At 53.6% G+C, this 15,087-nt stretch carries 13 protein-coding genes; 6 read left to right on the forward strand and 7 right to left on the reverse strand.

Going from position 1 to position 15,087, the window contains the following annotated elements:
* Positions 1–28 precede the first annotated feature (28 nt).
* Both PL263_RS05785 and PL263_RS05790 read right to left on the reverse strand, forming a co-directional pair.
* Complete coding sequence (locus tag PL263_RS05785; protein WP_278212110.1) at positions 29–1,222, reverse strand: sensor domain-containing diguanylate cyclase; 1,194 nt, start codon at positions 1,220–1,222, stop codon at positions 29–31.
* On the reverse strand, positions 1,219–2,088 hold the full coding sequence (locus PL263_RS05790) for an HDOD domain-containing protein (protein WP_278212111.1): 870 nt from the start codon (positions 2,086–2,088) through the stop codon (positions 1,219–1,221). The genes PL263_RS05785 and PL263_RS05790 overlap by 4 nt, the downstream gene beginning before the upstream one ends.
* 569 nt (positions 2,089–2,657) lie before the next feature.
* Between PL263_RS05790 and PL263_RS05795 the strand changes: the two genes are divergently transcribed.
* The 4 genes from PL263_RS05795 (at position 2,658) to PL263_RS05810 (ending at position 7,219) form a co-directional block, all read left to right on the forward strand.
* Complete coding sequence (locus PL263_RS05795) at positions 2,658–3,524, forward strand: folate-binding protein (protein WP_278212112.1); 867 nt, start codon at positions 2,658–2,660, stop codon at positions 3,522–3,524.
* A gap of 13 nt (positions 3,525–3,537) precedes the next feature.
* Complete coding sequence (locus PL263_RS05800) at positions 3,538–4,380, forward strand: HDOD domain-containing protein (protein WP_278212113.1); 843 nt, start codon at positions 3,538–3,540, stop codon at positions 4,378–4,380.
* 12 nt (positions 4,381–4,392) lie between these two features.
* Positions 4,393–5,367, forward strand: a complete 975-nt coding sequence (locus tag PL263_RS05805; RefSeq protein WP_140911541.1) for a COX15/CtaA family protein — start codon at positions 4,393–4,395, stop codon at positions 5,365–5,367.
* A gap of 121 nt (positions 5,368–5,488) precedes the next feature.
* Complete coding sequence (locus PL263_RS05810) at positions 5,489–7,219, forward strand: DEAD/DEAH box helicase (protein ID WP_278212114.1); 1,731 nt, start codon at positions 5,489–5,491, stop codon at positions 7,217–7,219.
* Positions 7,220–7,269: 50 nt separating this feature from the next.
* On the opposite strand, the gene PL263_RS05815 is transcribed toward PL263_RS05810, so the two are convergent.
* The 3 genes from PL263_RS05815 to nirB are packed head-to-tail and all read right to left on the reverse strand — an operon-like array spanning position 7,270 to position 11,064.
* Positions 7,270–8,187, reverse strand: coding sequence for a PhzF family phenazine biosynthesis protein (locus PL263_RS05815; protein ID WP_278212115.1), 918 nt, complete (start codon positions 8,185–8,187; stop codon positions 7,270–7,272).
* A 4-nt stretch (positions 8,188–8,191) separates the two neighbouring features.
* Entirely contained in the window at positions 8,192–8,524 is a 333-nt protein-coding gene (nirD, locus tag PL263_RS05820; RefSeq protein ID WP_140911544.1) for a nitrite reductase small subunit NirD, read from the reverse strand.
* Positions 8,524–11,064 (reverse strand): nitrite reductase large subunit NirB, encoded by a 2,541-nt coding sequence (gene nirB / locus PL263_RS05825; protein WP_278212116.1) that lies wholly within the window; start codon positions 11,062–11,064, stop codon positions 8,524–8,526. The genes nirD and nirB overlap by 1 nt, the downstream gene beginning before the upstream one ends.
* A gap of 430 nt (positions 11,065–11,494) precedes the next feature.
* Between nirB and PL263_RS05830 the strand changes: the two genes are divergently transcribed.
* Together PL263_RS05830 and PL263_RS05835 are read left to right on the forward strand one after the other, a co-directional pair.
* A complete protein-coding gene (locus tag PL263_RS05830) occupies positions 11,495–12,973 on the forward strand; it encodes an MFS transporter (protein ID WP_278212117.1) in 1,479 nt (492 codons plus the stop codon).
* Between the two features lie 2 nt (positions 12,974–12,975).
* Positions 12,976–13,557: an ANTAR domain-containing protein gene (locus PL263_RS05835; RefSeq protein WP_140911546.1), complete on the forward strand. Its 582-nt coding sequence runs from the start codon at positions 12,976–12,978 to the stop codon at positions 13,555–13,557.
* A gap of 171 nt (positions 13,558–13,728) precedes the next feature.
* Here the strand turns inward: PL263_RS05835 and PL263_RS05840 are convergent, their stop codons facing one another.
* Both PL263_RS05840 and PL263_RS05845 read right to left on the reverse strand, forming a co-directional pair.
* A complete protein-coding gene (locus PL263_RS05840; RefSeq protein ID WP_278212118.1) occupies positions 13,729–14,436 on the reverse strand; it encodes a class I SAM-dependent methyltransferase in 708 nt (235 codons plus the stop codon).
* Entirely contained in the window at positions 14,426–15,064 is a 639-nt protein-coding gene (locus tag PL263_RS05845; protein WP_278212119.1) for a hypothetical protein, read from the reverse strand. Before PL263_RS05845 ends, PL263_RS05840 begins: the two co-directional genes overlap by 11 nt.
* Positions 15,065–15,087 lie beyond the last annotated feature (23 nt).

A 15,087-nucleotide genomic window follows, 5' to 3' on the forward strand; every position in this document is an offset into this window, starting at 1 on the left:
GCCGAACAACCGATTTGAGCCGACAACGTTAATCGCCGCGCACTATGTGGTCGTCGAATACTACTAATTGGTTGCGGCCATTGGCTTTGGCCTGGTAAAGCGCCGCATCGGCACAGTTAATCATCTCGTCGATGTCCGGCGCCAAGTTATCCGAATAGCTGTCGGCTGCCAAGCAAAACAGGCCGATACTCAGTGTCACGTTTACCTTCTGACCGCCCAATTTCCATTCCAATTTACTGATTTCCTGCCGAATCCGCTCGCCGAAAACCTTACCGCTCTCGCTCGCCGTATTGGTAAAAATCAATACAAATTCTTCGCCGCCGAAACGCACCAATATATCGGTACTGCGGACTTGGCGTTTTAATGCGGAAGCGACACCGACCAGTATCTGGTCACCGAATAAGTGGCCGAAGCGGTCGTTAACAACTTTGAAATGATCGATATCGAGCACCAACAAACACAAGCTGTTGCGATAACGCATATGCTGGGCGACAACAATTTCGACCTGATCGTAAAAAAATCGCCGATTATGCAGGCCAGTCAACTGATCGTGCATCGACATACTGGCGAAATGTTCTTTGAGCTGATTGGTTTCAGCGACCAGACTTTCCAATTCGGCCGTCCGCGACGCGATTCGTCGCTCCATTTGCCGCACCAAACGTTGGCTAGTAATCAATTGACCGAGGATATTTTTGTAGATTTCCAGCAAGCGGATGTGCCAATCGTTGAAGTAAAACGGCTGCGGATGCGACACGTTCAACACGCCGATCAGCTGCCGATTCAAGGTGAACACCGGTACGCTGATCAGCGAACCCGGCGGCGCAGCATCCGCCGTTCTTTCGAAACGCGGATCTTCCGGACAATTTCGGCAATACTGCAACTCACCGGTCGCGGCAGCCGCACCGATTATCCCCTCGCCAATTTTGAAGGTTAGCGGCGTGTCCGGTACCGACTCTACCTCCTGCAGTGACTCTTGAATGCTGGTTCCGGCTAAATTGGTCAGGCATCCCAAATCATCCAGCATAAAAAACGAGCAGCGCTCCATATCTTGGTACTGAATCAAACCGGTGAGCGCTTGTTTTACCAGCAGGGCTTCGTCGTCGATCTGGCAGTCGAGTTCCGACAACTGCTTAATCGCCGACAAGGCGTTGAACAAATCCATCACCAAGTCATGAATGCCGCCGGCTTGACTAGGATTTGAGCCTTCGGATTGCGAATTCATCGCGCCCCCATCACGCCGGCCAAGCTCTCTAAAGCCTGCTTGTTTTGAGCTAGCCAATCCACCAGGTTTTCGATAGCTGGTTCCGATAATTCGATTTCGCGACAAGCCGCATCCACCACGCCGCTATTTACCGCCGTTCCGCTATAAATGCGGGCGCTTAACTGGCGGGACAAACCGAGCAATACCAGCAAAGGCCGTTCCGGGCCGCTAAAATTCGGTTGCCGGAAGTTCGCTAGTACGGTCTGATACACCACCGGCAATTGCCATCTATTCAATAACACGTAGCCGAATTGGTAATGGCTAAGCCCAAATTCCCGGGCGATTTCGTCACCGACCGCTTCCCCGGACGTTTTGCATTTTTCCAGGATCGCGTTCAGCTGCTCCGGCAGCAAAAATCCGAGCGCCAGCAAACCGATATTCAACAATAAACCGCTGGTATAAACCGTCGATACCGAGAAACCATGCAAATGGCGGCTGTCCGTCGCCAATTTTTGCGCCGCAATCGCAATCAATAGCGACTCGCTCCAGAAGCGCTCGCTATCGAAATGTTGGCACTTAGTGGTATCGAATTGGGCGTTGAACACAATCCCTAACGCCAACGACTTGACCAAGTCCATACCCAAAACCTGGAAAATCGCGGTACGCAAATCACTGACGACACCGCCACGGGAAAAATAGGCAGAATTGGCCAATCCCAACAGTCTGGCTACCAGCGCTGGTGACAACGCCAACACCGAGCTCAGCCTATCTATCGAAATATCCGGCGTATTCACGGCAGCAAGTATTCTGACACTGGCCTCAGGTAAGGCCGGCAGGTTTTTCAATGCACCTATTTCTAACGCGATGGTTCGAGAATTAGCGTTCATTTGGTTTGGTCAATTTGGGAAATTTTCAGGCACACTAACAACCTGCGGAACTGGTCGCGTCGCAACATATCCGGGAACACTGCAAGGGAGTTGCGGACTCCGCTCCCGTCGCGCCAATGCACCGCCACCACCACCCGACTAACAACGGAGCTGGGCAGCAAACGAATCGGGAGAAATTCGCCTCGCCCTTCTCGTACCGACCAGCCTCGGCTCAAATGGAACCGTAACTGGATTGGTCCGACCTTTTCGGCCGCAATTGCTTTGGCCCAGCTCAAAACCACCAACGCCGCCAGACTTACCCGGCAACCCGCCGGTAACCCATTCAGCCAACAACCGGCCAGCGCCAAGCTGTGCAAGACGCTAACACATATCCGGCGCTGTCGGGAAACGCCAAAGTTAAAATCCACGCTTTGCTCGAGATTTTTGGTCACAAAACCTTCACCCGGCCTTACCTAAGGTAAACTAATCGAATTATTCTCGGTTTTAACAGCCTTATGATTGTAGACCCTACTCCGGCCGTAGCGGCAGAACCAGCGAAACTTCCCCAAAAACTATACGCCGACACCGGGTTGGCTGCCATCAGCGTCAACGGTGTTGATGCCGCCGGCTTTTTGCAAGGCCAACTCACCTGCAACGTGCTCGACCTGACCGAATCGCAAGCCAGCATCGCGGCATTTTGTAACGCCAAGGGCCGGGTCATTAGTACGCTGTTAGTGGTCAAAACGCCACCAGGATTCTTATTGATTCTGCCGCTCGCGCTAAGGGACAGCGTTTACCGCAAATTACGCATGTATGTGCTGCGTGCCAAAGTGGAATTGACGATGGACGACCGGCTGAAAATATTCGGCATCACCGGTTGCGCCAGCAACTTCAACGACCGAACGTTGCTTCAGGCCGATTTTGCAGTGTCTACCGGCCCGGAGCTCTTGCTCAAGCTACCCGGCAACGAACGGTTTTTGTGGCTGGTGCCGGAACACGAAGTCGCTAGCCAGGTGGAAAAATTAACTGGTCACCCAGGTTTTACCCACGGGAGCCCGGCGGAATGGCGCTACCAAGATATAGCATCAGGTTTACCGTGGTTCGGTCCGGAGCAGTCCGAGCAGCACATCCCGCAAATGCTCAATATCGACCGACTCGGCGGTATTAGTTTCAACAAAGGCTGCTATACCGGCCAGGAAATTGTGGCGCGGACTCATTACCTCGGTAAAGTTAAACGCGCGTTGTTCGTGGCAGCCTGCTCAGGGGCCGGCCAACCGCAGCCTGGCGCCGCCGTTTTGGACGGCGACACACAAACGGTCGGAAGCGTCCTCAACGCCGCCACCTGGGAAAACAGCACGCGCCTATTGCTGGTCCTGCAAATAGTTGATGGTATGCCAAAAAACCTTATACTTGACGGCGATAACCGCGCGCAACTGACGCTGATTTCGGTCCAATAACGGAAATTCATTCATGCAATTCAAATCAGTTCAAGACTTTCTGGTCCACGTACAAGCGGAATTGGACGCCAATCGTCTGGTATTGCCGACGCTGCCGGACGTTGCCATCAAAGTCCGGGAAGCTGTTAGCAAAGGCGACGCCACCGCACAAAGCCTGGCTGAAATCATCGCCACCGACGCGGCAATTTCGGCACGTCTGATTCAGGTTTCCAATAGCCCTTTGTACCGTGGCACCGTTGAAATCAAAAACATTCAAATGGCGGTAACCCGGCTCGGCAACAACACGATCCGGACTCTCATCACCAGCCTGATCATGCAGCAGATGTTTACGCCTGCCAGCGCATTGTTGGAAAGCTACTTCCGTAGCACCTGGGAACAGGGCGTGAACGTCTCGGCGATCGCCCGCGCCCTGAGTTCTTTCGTTCCACACTTGAACGCCGACGAAGCCATGCTGGCGGGCCTGATCCACCAAATCGGCAAACTGCCGATACTGACCTTGGTGGAAAAAATTCCGGAATTCCGCGACAGCCCTTCCCGACTCGACAAACTGTTGGAAAAGGCCCATCCGCACGTCGGTAAACTCATCATGAATACCTGGAATTTTCCGGAAGAATTGAAGCGGGTGCCGTCTGAATACGTCGATTTTCAGCGGGACTCCGGTCCGCAAGCCGACTATGTGGACTTGGTACAAGTTGCCTTCTTACAAAGTATCGCCGGTACCGATCACCCCGCCTGCCGGGTCGATTGGAGTACGGTGCCGGCTTTTGCCAAATTGGGCCTGCAAGCCGATGCCGAAATTTTGGAAATCGAAGGGGTTTCCGAAGAGATCGAATTGGCCCAGTCCATGTTTTTATAACCCCGCCACACCATGATAGACGATCAGGCTGCCGCCCGCTTCCGTCGCCTAGGCGCGCTGACAATATTCGCCGTGTATTTTGTGATTCTGGTGGGCGGCATCGTCCGCGCCTCCGGCGCCGGCATGGGTTGCCCCGACTGGCCGACCTGCTTCGGCCAATGGGTCCCACCCACCGACGAATCGCAGCTTCCGGCGAATTACCACGAAATATATGCTGCGCGCGGTTACGAGAATACGGCCTTCAATCCGGTGAAGACCTGGACCGAATACACCAACCGCCTGGTCGGCGTGACGATCGGTTTCTTGATTTTCCTGACGGCCTGGTCCTCGCGCATTTATCTGAAAGCCGACAAGACTATTTTTTATTTGGCGCTGTCGGTGTTCTTGTTGGTCGGTTTTCAAGGCTGGCTCGGTTCGGCCGTGGTAGCCAGCAACCTGAAACCGCTGATGATTACGCTGCACATGCTGCTGGCCCTGGGCATCGTCGCACTGTTGATTTATGCCATCGCCCGCTCGCAGAAACCCCTGCTCCAGGCGATAGACACACATTGGCTGACGCCGCGTTTCGCGACGGTTTTGAAAGTAGCCATGGGCATGACCTTACTGCAAATCGCGATGGGCACCCAGGTCCGGGAAGCAGTCGATTACATCGCTCACGAACACAGTTACATTGACCGCCAATATTGGCGCGACAGTTTTCCAATCATCTTCTACGTCCACCGCTCGTTTTCATCGATTATTCTGTTTACCAACCTGTGGCTGGTTTGGAAAATCCGCGAGCAAGCGGCCGCCGGCAACCTGTTGTTGCGGCTAGGCTATGTCCTGGCGGGCTTAATCGTGACGGCTATTCTGGCCGGTGTCACATTGGACCGTTTAGGCTTCCCGGCGTTTGCACAACCGGTGCATTTGCTGATGGCGAACCTGATTTTCGGCGCCCAATTTTTTCTGTTTATTTGCCTGAGCTATTCGGCAAACCGGGCAGCATAGCGTATCGATATTTTTCTGTAATTATCAATAAGTTAAGCAAGATTCAACCGAACTGCGTTACAATGCCGGCTATGACTGTGCTCCTAGCCGGCCGATCTCTTTTCATCTACAGGTATTTTTAATGTCCGATACGCCCTCCGCAACCGCGCCTTCCTTCAAAGATCTCAACCTCGCCGATCCCATACTCAAAGCGCTGGAAAGCGTCGGTTACGAAACCCCTTCGCCGATTCAGGCTCAAATCATACCGTTCGTCATGGCCGGCCGAGATGTGTTGGGCCAGGCCCAAACCGGTACCGGTAAAACCGCCGCCTTCGCCCTGCCCATCCTGAACCGCATCGACATCAAGCAAAAAGACCCGCAAGCCCTGGTGCTGGCGCCGACCCGCGAACTGGCAATCCAGGTGGCCGAAGCCTTCCAATGCTACGCCGCTCACATCAAAGGCTTCCATGTGCTGCCGATATACGGCGGCCAGGACTACACCAGCCAATTGCGCCAACTGAACCGGGGCGCGCATGTCATCGTCGGTACGCCGGGCCGGGTCATGGACCACATGCGTCGCGGCACCTTGAAACTGGACCAGTTGCAAACCCTGGTGCTGGACGAAGCCGACGAAATGCTGCGGATGGGCTTCATCGACGACGTGGAATGGATCCTGGAACAAACTCCGCCGACCCGGCAAACCGCATTGTTCTCGGCAACGATGCCAAGCGAGATCCGCAAAATTGCCCAGCAATACCTGAACAACCCGGAACAAGTCACGATCAAGGTCAAAACCGCCACGGCAGCCAACATCCGCCAACGTTATTGGTTTGTCAGCGGCCTGCACAAGATGGACGCCTTGACCCGGATTCTGGAAGCGGAAAATTTCGACGGCATGATCATTTTCGTCCGCACCAAAACCGCGACCATCGAAGTGGCCGAAAAATTGGAGGCGCGCGGTTTTTCCGCATCGGCAATCAACGGCGACATGTCGCAGGCACTGCGCGAACGCGCCATCGACAACCTGAAAAGCGGCAAGCTGGATATTCTGATCGCCACCGACGTTGCCGCCCGCGGCCTGGACGTCGACCGCATCACTCACGTCGTCAACTACGACATTCCTTACGATACCGAGTCCTATATTCACCGTATCGGCCGCACCGGCCGCGCCGGCCGCACCGGCGATGCGATCCTGTTCGTCTCGCCACGTGAAAAACGCCTGCTGGCCAATATCGAACAGGCCACCAAACAGAAAGTCGAGGAAATGCAGCTGCCGTCGACCGAATTCATCAACAACGCCAGGATCAACAAATTCAAACAGCGCATCACCGACACGCTGGCCGGCGAAGAACTGAGTTTTTATACGCAGCTGATCAACCAATACCAGGTAGAACATAACGTTCCGGCGATGGACATCGCCGCGGCCCTGGCCAGACTGTTGCAGGGCGACACACCGTTACTGCTCAAAGACAGCGGCAAAAAACCGCGCAAAGATGCCGATAGCAAACCGCAAACCGAGCGGGGCGAACGTGGCCCGCGCCGGGAAAAAGGCCGCGTCGGCGCGGTGGAAATGGAAATGTTCCGGATCGAAGTCGGCCGCGCCGACGGCGTCAAACCCGGCAACATCGTCGGCGCCATTGCCAACGAAACCGGCATCGACGGCGACCACATCGCCCGTATCAAAATCGAGGAACACTACAGCACCGTGGAGTTACCGGCCGGCATGCCGAAAGACTTATTTCAAGCTTTGAAAAAAGTGCGCGTGGCCGGCAAGCCGTTGAACATTTCCCGTTTCGACGCCGCTTTGGTCAAGAAAGACAAAAGCAAAAAACGCGTCGGTTCAACCTCAAAACGCGCTAAAAGCCGGGAATAAGCCGGCAAATGCAGCCGGCTGCGGGCATGCGCCGGCTGTCATACGTCGGTTCAATCCGACAAATCGATAGTACCTTCGGCAAATATTGCCGCCTGTCCGCCAACCCGGACCGTCAGATACTCCTGCTGCTTGTTGTCCATTTCCAACTGTATCAAACTGCGGCGACCGGCGTGGTGGCCGCGCTCGACGGCGAACACATGGGTACCCTTACGCGTGTGTTCGAAGGAACACAGATAGCTGCAAAAAGCCGGCGTTGCACTGCCGACCGGCGGGTCTTCATGCATACCGATGTTCGGTCCCAACAAACGCAAGGTGAAATCGGCTTCCGGGTTCGGCGATTTCGGCGCGAACAGCAAAATTTCCTGAGCGGCGGTTTGCGGGGCGCTGGACTGGCTCCACGCCGAATAATTGAATCGGGCCTTGCGCACCGATTCGTAACTCCACACCGGCACTACCAGATACGGAAATCCGCAGGAAACCAGGCGCGGCGAATATTTCTTATGGTCCAAGTCGGCGATTTGCAAACCGAGGAATTGGGCCAGCTCTTCATCGCTCGGGGCAAAACGGTCGACGACGGCACTAATGCTCCGGCTAAACTGCACCAACGTCGGCTTACCGCCGACGCTGGAGATATTGGCTTCGATCACGCCAACGTTTTGTTCCAGCAACAATGGCGTCACCGGGTCGACCAGCGCGATATCGCCGCAAGCAGCCATAACATAAGCCGCGGCCACAATGGACTGGCCGCCAAACTGAATCTCCCCTAACGGAGAAAAAATCCGCATTCGCCGACCGCTACCCGCACCCTGGCCTGGAAACAAGAACACGGTTTCCGGCAGGTTCAATTCCTTGGCGATGGCAACCATCGTTTCGGTATTTAGACCGTTACTCTGCGGCAACACCGCAATCTGGGCACCATTGAAGATTTGCCGGGTAAATACGTCGGCAATGTAATAGCGGTATTTCATCGGTTTACTCCGGCAACTGCACCGCTACCCTGCCGCGATCGATTCTGACCCGGTATGCAGGCGTTGCGACGCTGGGATCTTCGAAACAGACGCCGGTATGTAAATGAAAATGCTGCTTATACATCGGCGACGCCACCATCGGCTCACCGCCGATGTCGCCTATCATGCCACGCGACAACACATTCGCGCGACTGAACGGGTCGAAATTACCGACCGCGTAAACCGCTTGCCGCCGCGGCAGATAAAAAATCGCCACTTGTTGACCGCCGACCAGAGCGCAAATACCGGAATCCGGCTGCAAATCGTCGATACTGCAGACATCGATCCAATTGTTCATTAGGCGGCCTCCTCAACCAGTTTAAAATGTTTGCGCTCGAAATCGTTGGCCGGCCGAATCTGGCCGCGCTCCTCGACAAACACCACGTTGTCGTCGGCTTGGTCGCTGTTGACGAAATGGCGGAACCGTTTCAGGCGTTGTTCGTCCTGCAAGGTGGTTTTCCACTCGCATTGATAGGTGTCGATGACACGCTGCATCTGCTGCTCCAGATCGCCGCCAATCCCGAGCTTGTCGTCGATCACCACCGACTTCAAATAGTCCAGGCCGCCTTCCATGTTTTCCATCCAGACCGAAGTGCGTTGCAGCCGGGCCGCGGTACGCACATAAAAGATCAAAACCCGGTCGATGTATTTGATCAGAGTTTCCTTGTCCAGATTGGTGGCGAACAAATCGGCGTGGCGCGGTTTCATACCGCCGTTGCCGCAAACGTACAGATTCCAGCCGTTCTCGGTGGCGATGACGCCGATATCCTTGCCCTGGGCCTCTGCGCACTCCCGGGTGCAACCCGACACGGCGAATTTGATTTTGTGCGGCGCCCGTAAACCCTTGTAGCGATTTTCCAGTTCGATCGCCAAACCCACGCTGTCGTCGACACCGTAGCGGCACCAAGTACTGCCGACGCAGGACTTGACCGTGCGCAGCGACTTGCCATAGGCGTGGCCGGATTCGAAGCCGGCATCGGTCAGTTCCTGCCAGATCGCCGGCAATTGCTCCAGCCGGGCACCGAAAAAGTCGACGCGCTGGCCGCCGGTGATTTTGGTGTACAAATTGTATTTTTTGCCGACCTGTCCCAGCACGATCAACATATCCGGCGTGATTTCGCCGCCGGCGATCCGCGGCACCACCGAATAAGTGCCGTCTTTCTGCATATTGGCCAGGAAGGTGTCATTGGTATCCTGCAGGCCGATATGCGGTTTTTCCAGGATGTAGTCGTTCCAGTAAGAGGCCAGAATCGAGCCGACGGCTTGCTTACAAACCTCGCAGCCCAAGCCCTTGCCGTGTTTGTCCAGCAATTCGTCGAAGGTCTTGATCTGGCCGACCATGATCAGGTTGTACAAATCCTGGCGGGTGTAGGCAAAGTGTTCGCACAGGTCGGTGCTAACCGCGACGCCCATCTTGCCTAATTCGCAGTCCAATACCGACTTCAACAGCGCCGAACAACCGCCGCAACCGGTGGCGGCCTTGGTCTGCGCTTTTAAATCGCCCAACGTCAGACAACCGGCTTCGATCGCGCCGCAGACCTGGCCTTTGCTGACGTCGTGGCAAGAGCAGATTTGTGCCGACGCCGGCAGCGCGTCGGGCCCCAGTCCCACCGATTGGTCGGAGCGCTGCGGCAAAATCAACGAATCCGGATTTTCCGGCAACTCGATACCGTTCAGACAGTATTGCAACAAGGTGCCGTAGCCGGCGGCATCGCCGACCAACACTGCACCGAGCAGGTGTTTTTGATCCTGGCTGACCACCAAGCGTTTGTAGATTTCGTCCGAACCGTTCTGGTAGGTGTAAACCAATGCTCCCGGCGTTCTGGCGTGAGCGTCGCCGATGCTGGCAACATCGACGCCCATCAGCTTCAGTTTGGTGCTCATGTCGGCGCCGGTAAAGCTGGCCGCGTCGTCGTTTAATGCGGCGACGACAGTTCTGGCCATGGTATAACCCGGCGCGACCAGACCGAAAATCTGGCCGTTCCACAGTGCGCATTCGCCGATCGCGTAAATGTCCGGATCGGAGGTTCGGCATTGATTGTCGATGACGATGCCGCCGCGGGGGCCGACTTCCAGCCCGCATTGGCGGGCAATTTCGTCGCGCGGCCGAATCCCGGCCGAGAACAATACGATGTCGGTTTCCAGCACTTGACCGTCGGCAAAATTCATTTTGTGCCGGCACTGCATGCCGTCGTCGATCAAGGTGGTGTTTTTGTTCAAATGAACGTTGACGCCCAGGGCTTCGATTTTGTGTTTCAGCATCGCGCCGCCGCCTTCGTCCAATTGCACCGCCATCAAGCGCGGGGCAAATTCGACGACGTGGGTTTCCAGACCTAAATCCTTCAGCGCTTTTGCCGCTTCCAAACCCAACAACCCGCCACCAACGACGGCGCCCACTTTAGACTGCGCTGCGGCGGCTTGAATCGCCTCAAGGTCTTCTATGGTACGGTATACCAGGCACTGCGGCCGCTCGTGGCCAGGCACCGGCGGCACAAACGGGTAGGAGCCGGTCGCCAATACCAACTTGTCGTACGCTATCGTCAAGCCTTTCGCCGAGGTGACTTGCTTGGCGGCGCGATCGATCTCGACGGCTTTGTCCCCCAAATGAATTTCGATGCCGTGCTCGGCAAAAAAACCGGACTCGACCAGAGACAGGTCTGCCGCGGTTTTGCCGGCAAAATATTCCGACAAGTGCACGCGGTCGTATGCAGGACGCGGTTCTTCACAGAACGTGACTACCCGGTAGTTTGCAAGCGCCGCACTGCCCGCCAAACTACTCAAAAAATGCTGGCCAACCATGCCGTTGCCAATCACAACCAGGGTTTGTTTGTTACTCATCTCAGGCCTCTGTCGATTCAGATTAATCCGTAGGCGCCGAGTTAACCATTCTGTGGCTACTCGGCGAAAGGGTTCGCAACTTGTCCCGGCACCCAAACTTCCGGCCAAAAAAAAAGGCGTCCTGACGAAACGAGTACACTCGTTCGAGCAGGACGCCTTTGTCCAGTATTTAACACGGGGGGGTAAGCCTGTAGACAAGACTTGCGAATTGGAAAACAAAATACATGCCAACTCATAAAGCATTGATAAAATGGCACTACTTGATCTTATCTAGCGCAACCCCCTAAACATTGCACCCAAATAAGGCGAGCTTGGCGCGGTTTTGCACCAAATTGAAGCAATCAGCCGATCAAAACTACCGCCCCAGCTATCCGCCAGGGCTGGCATAGTAGCTGCTAACAGTTACCGAATCGACAACCCCGGAATTCGCATGTCATTTACCCCGTTTAAACTGCTGAGTATGCAGGGCAAAGCTAAAGTCCTGCATATGAGTTGGATAGCTTTCTTCATCAGCTTCGTCATCTGGTTCAACCACGCCTCGCTGTTGGTCTTGATTCAGCAAGATGTCGGGATCAGCGAGACTGAAGCCGAAATCCTGCTTTTGCTGAACGTGGCGTTGACTATTCCGGCGCGGGTCATCACCGGCATGCTGGTAGACCGGTTCGGCGCCAAAATCAGCTACAGCGTGTTATTGGCGGTATGTAGCATCCCCTGTTTCATGTTCGCTAGCGCCGAGAATTTCGCCGAATTGGCTTGGTCGCGTTTCCTGCTTGGTTTCATCGGCGCCGGTTTTGTGGTTGGGGTGCGGATCATCGGCGACTGGTTCCCGGCCAGCCAGGTCGGTACCGCAGAAGGAATTTACGCCGGCTGGGGTAATTTTGGCTCGGCGTTCGCCGCGATCTTCCTGCCCGGACTGGCATTTTACTTCGGCGCCGACCACGGCTGGCGCACGGCGATTGCTTTAACCGGCGGCATCGCCCTGGTCTATTCGGTTATTTACTACTTTAGCGTCGAAAACTTCCCGCCCGAAATCGCAGCCTTGAAAACCCGGCGCTCGGCAACAATGGAAGTCACCAGCATTCGCGATTTGTTTTTGTACATGTTAAGTCTGGCGCCGCTGTACACCACAATGTCGCTGCTGGCCTGGAAGCTATCGACGCCGGAAATCGCCGTCATCAGCCCCGGTTACACCTTGATTTTACATAGCGTGGTTTGGCTGCTGTTCCTGATTCACTGCTACCAATTGGTCAACAACAACGCCGACCGTCTTAGCCAGCCGATCGCCAGTATCCACCATTACCGCTACAAACAGGTCTTCATTCTAGCCATTGCCTATTTGGTGACCTTCGGTTCCAAGCTGGCGGTACTGTCGATGCTGCCGATATTTTTTTACAAAACCTTCAACCAAACCCAAGGCCTGGGCATGCTGGATGCCGGCCTGCTGGCTTCCAGTTTCGTCGTGACCAACGTGATTGCCCGCCCCGCAGGCGGCTGGCTTAGCGACAAGATCGGCCGTAAATTATCGTTAACGCTATTTTCAGCCGGCTTGGCCGGCGGCTACCTCCTGATGGCCTTCATTTCGCCGCAATGGTCGATTGCCGTTACCGTGGTCGTCACCTTGGTGTGTTCGATCTTCATGCAAGCGGCCGAAGGCGCAATTTTTGCCTTTGTGCCCTTGGTCAAACGCGCGATCACCGGTGAGGTGGCGGGCATCGTCGGCGCTTACGGCAATGCCGGCGCCATCGTGTTCTTGATTTTGCTGACCTTCGTCTCGGCGACCGCCTTCTTCCTGATTCTTAGCGCTTGCTGCCTGTTACTACTCGGTCTGATCTACTACCTGGAAGAACCGAAAAACTACATTACCGAAATCATGCCTGACGGCTCGTTGCTGAAAATCGCATTGGATTAACCATGGCCGGATTGAACGTTTTAGTCGTCGACGAATTCGATAGCGAGCGCCTGCTGGAAGCGGCGTTACGCCAACACGGCTGCGAGGTGGTCACGCTCCGGCTGAAAGAGCTGAACATGCTGCAGATCGTGCAAACCTTGCATCCCGACGTGGTGGTATTAAACCTGTATACCCCAACCGATGAGGTCCTGCAGACCATCGTCGAAATCAACCAGAGTTTTTCGTTACCGGTGGTGATGTTCGCCGAAGACCAGCAAACCGACACCATCAACAAAGTCATCAAAGCCGGCGTCAGCGCCTACATCGTCGATGGCCTGGAGCCGAAACGGATCAAGGCCATCGTCGATATCGCCATCGCCCGCTTCAAGGAGCAGCATGCCTTGAAAGAAGAACTGAAAAAAACCAAAACCCAGCTCGAAGACCGCAAATTGCTGGACCGGGCCAAAGCCATTTTGATCAAATCGCAAGGCTATACCGAAGACCAGGCCTACCACGCCCTGCGCAAGCTGGCGATGGACCGCAACATGCCGATCGGCGAAATGGCCAAGAATGTGATTTCGATGGCTGAGTTGTTTGGTAAATAGCGGCTATTCGTGATTGTTTGAGGGCACGAAATAGGTCGTTTTCGGCCAAATGAGAACGACCCTCTGGATCTTTGATCGTCCGGTAAATTACTTTTAGCAGATGTAGGGTGGGCAAATTTGCCCACCGTTTCGACCCGCGTGGGCACAAAAGGCCGTGCCCACCCTACCGGGCTAAAGCTTTTTACAGGTAAAAACGCAGTAACGGGGAGATTCCCACCTAGCGCCATATTTAGCTTGTATATCATCATCAGGATAAATTTCATCAAATCCGTCAATTGCAAATCCTGACGCCACCAGCTTATTGAAATATTCAGACAAAGGGTGGTGATGATAGGGAACGTCACTGATGAGGTTTTTTGAGTCTTTGGTAATAGTGAATGACACATTTTTTGTCATTGGCGTCATATAGTTGTACTCATCCCCAAAGAAATTCTTGTATTCGTTATAAAAGCAAGGGTGTGGAATAGTAAAAATAAAGTGGCCGTTGCACTCTAAATGTTGGCCAACCGACTTAAAGAAGCCTGTTAAGTCATCTACGACGTGAGCGACTAGGTGTGAAAAAGCAATATCGTATGTCTTATCTTTTTCCAATTCGAATGAAGTGCAATTAATCAACCTAACATCTGTATAGGACAACACGTCCCGTGCTACTTCGTACATACCTAAAGATGGCTCGATAGCAGTTATGGTCAGCCCTAAGTTAAATAGTTCCTTGGAAAGGTGACCCGTACCTGCACCAACCTCAAGAACATTTTTCGGAGATAAGCTTCTAATACGATTAATAATAAGAGGCCGAAAAACCTCATTAAACGTCAAGTCTGAACCGGACTCTATTTGCTCTCTACGTATCTTCGCAGAGTTGCACCATCTATGAGGCATTTGCTAGTTCCTTTGATTTCCTAATAATATCCTTTGCCATTGCAATTATTTGAGGGCCAGAATTATTGTCAAATATGGTTATCTCATGATCAGGATGAACGCCTCGCGCGATGGCAAGTTTTTCTGCACCACTACGATCACCATTGACTAAAGTAAACCTTGCTTCTGGTGAGGCACTTTCTTTCGTGACGATAAAAGAAGCGCCTTTAAGATTTGTCTTTAGTACTTCAGAAACTTCATTGGGGGTAATAATTTCGATACGAGTTCCTTTCTCAATCTTGGATTGAAGAATAGAAATCAGCTTATCGTTTCCTGCCAGCCATGAAACTCTATTACTTACAACTGTCGCACTTGTTCCAGCAGAAATGAAATCTTCCATGAACTTGAGCGTGTCTTTTGGTTCCTTATCAGTTTGTGTATCAGGAAGATATTTTATTCCTTTTTTTGCAAGCATCAGGATTACGGCAATTACTTCAATAATGACAGAGCTAATTAGTAGTTCTAAATACTGGAGTTCTTTGGATTCTGAAAAAAACCAAGCATAGCCAATTCCTGCCAGGGTCATGACTGCGGTTAATCCAGTAATCGATAAAAATAGGTATAGTGTATGTTTTACTAAATTCTGCATTTACATCCTTTGATGATATTGGT

This window comes from Methylomonas sp. EFPC3 (genome assembly GCF_029643245.1).
Lineage (GTDB): Bacteria > Pseudomonadota > Gammaproteobacteria > Methylococcales > Methylomonadaceae > Methylomonas > Methylomonas koyamae_B.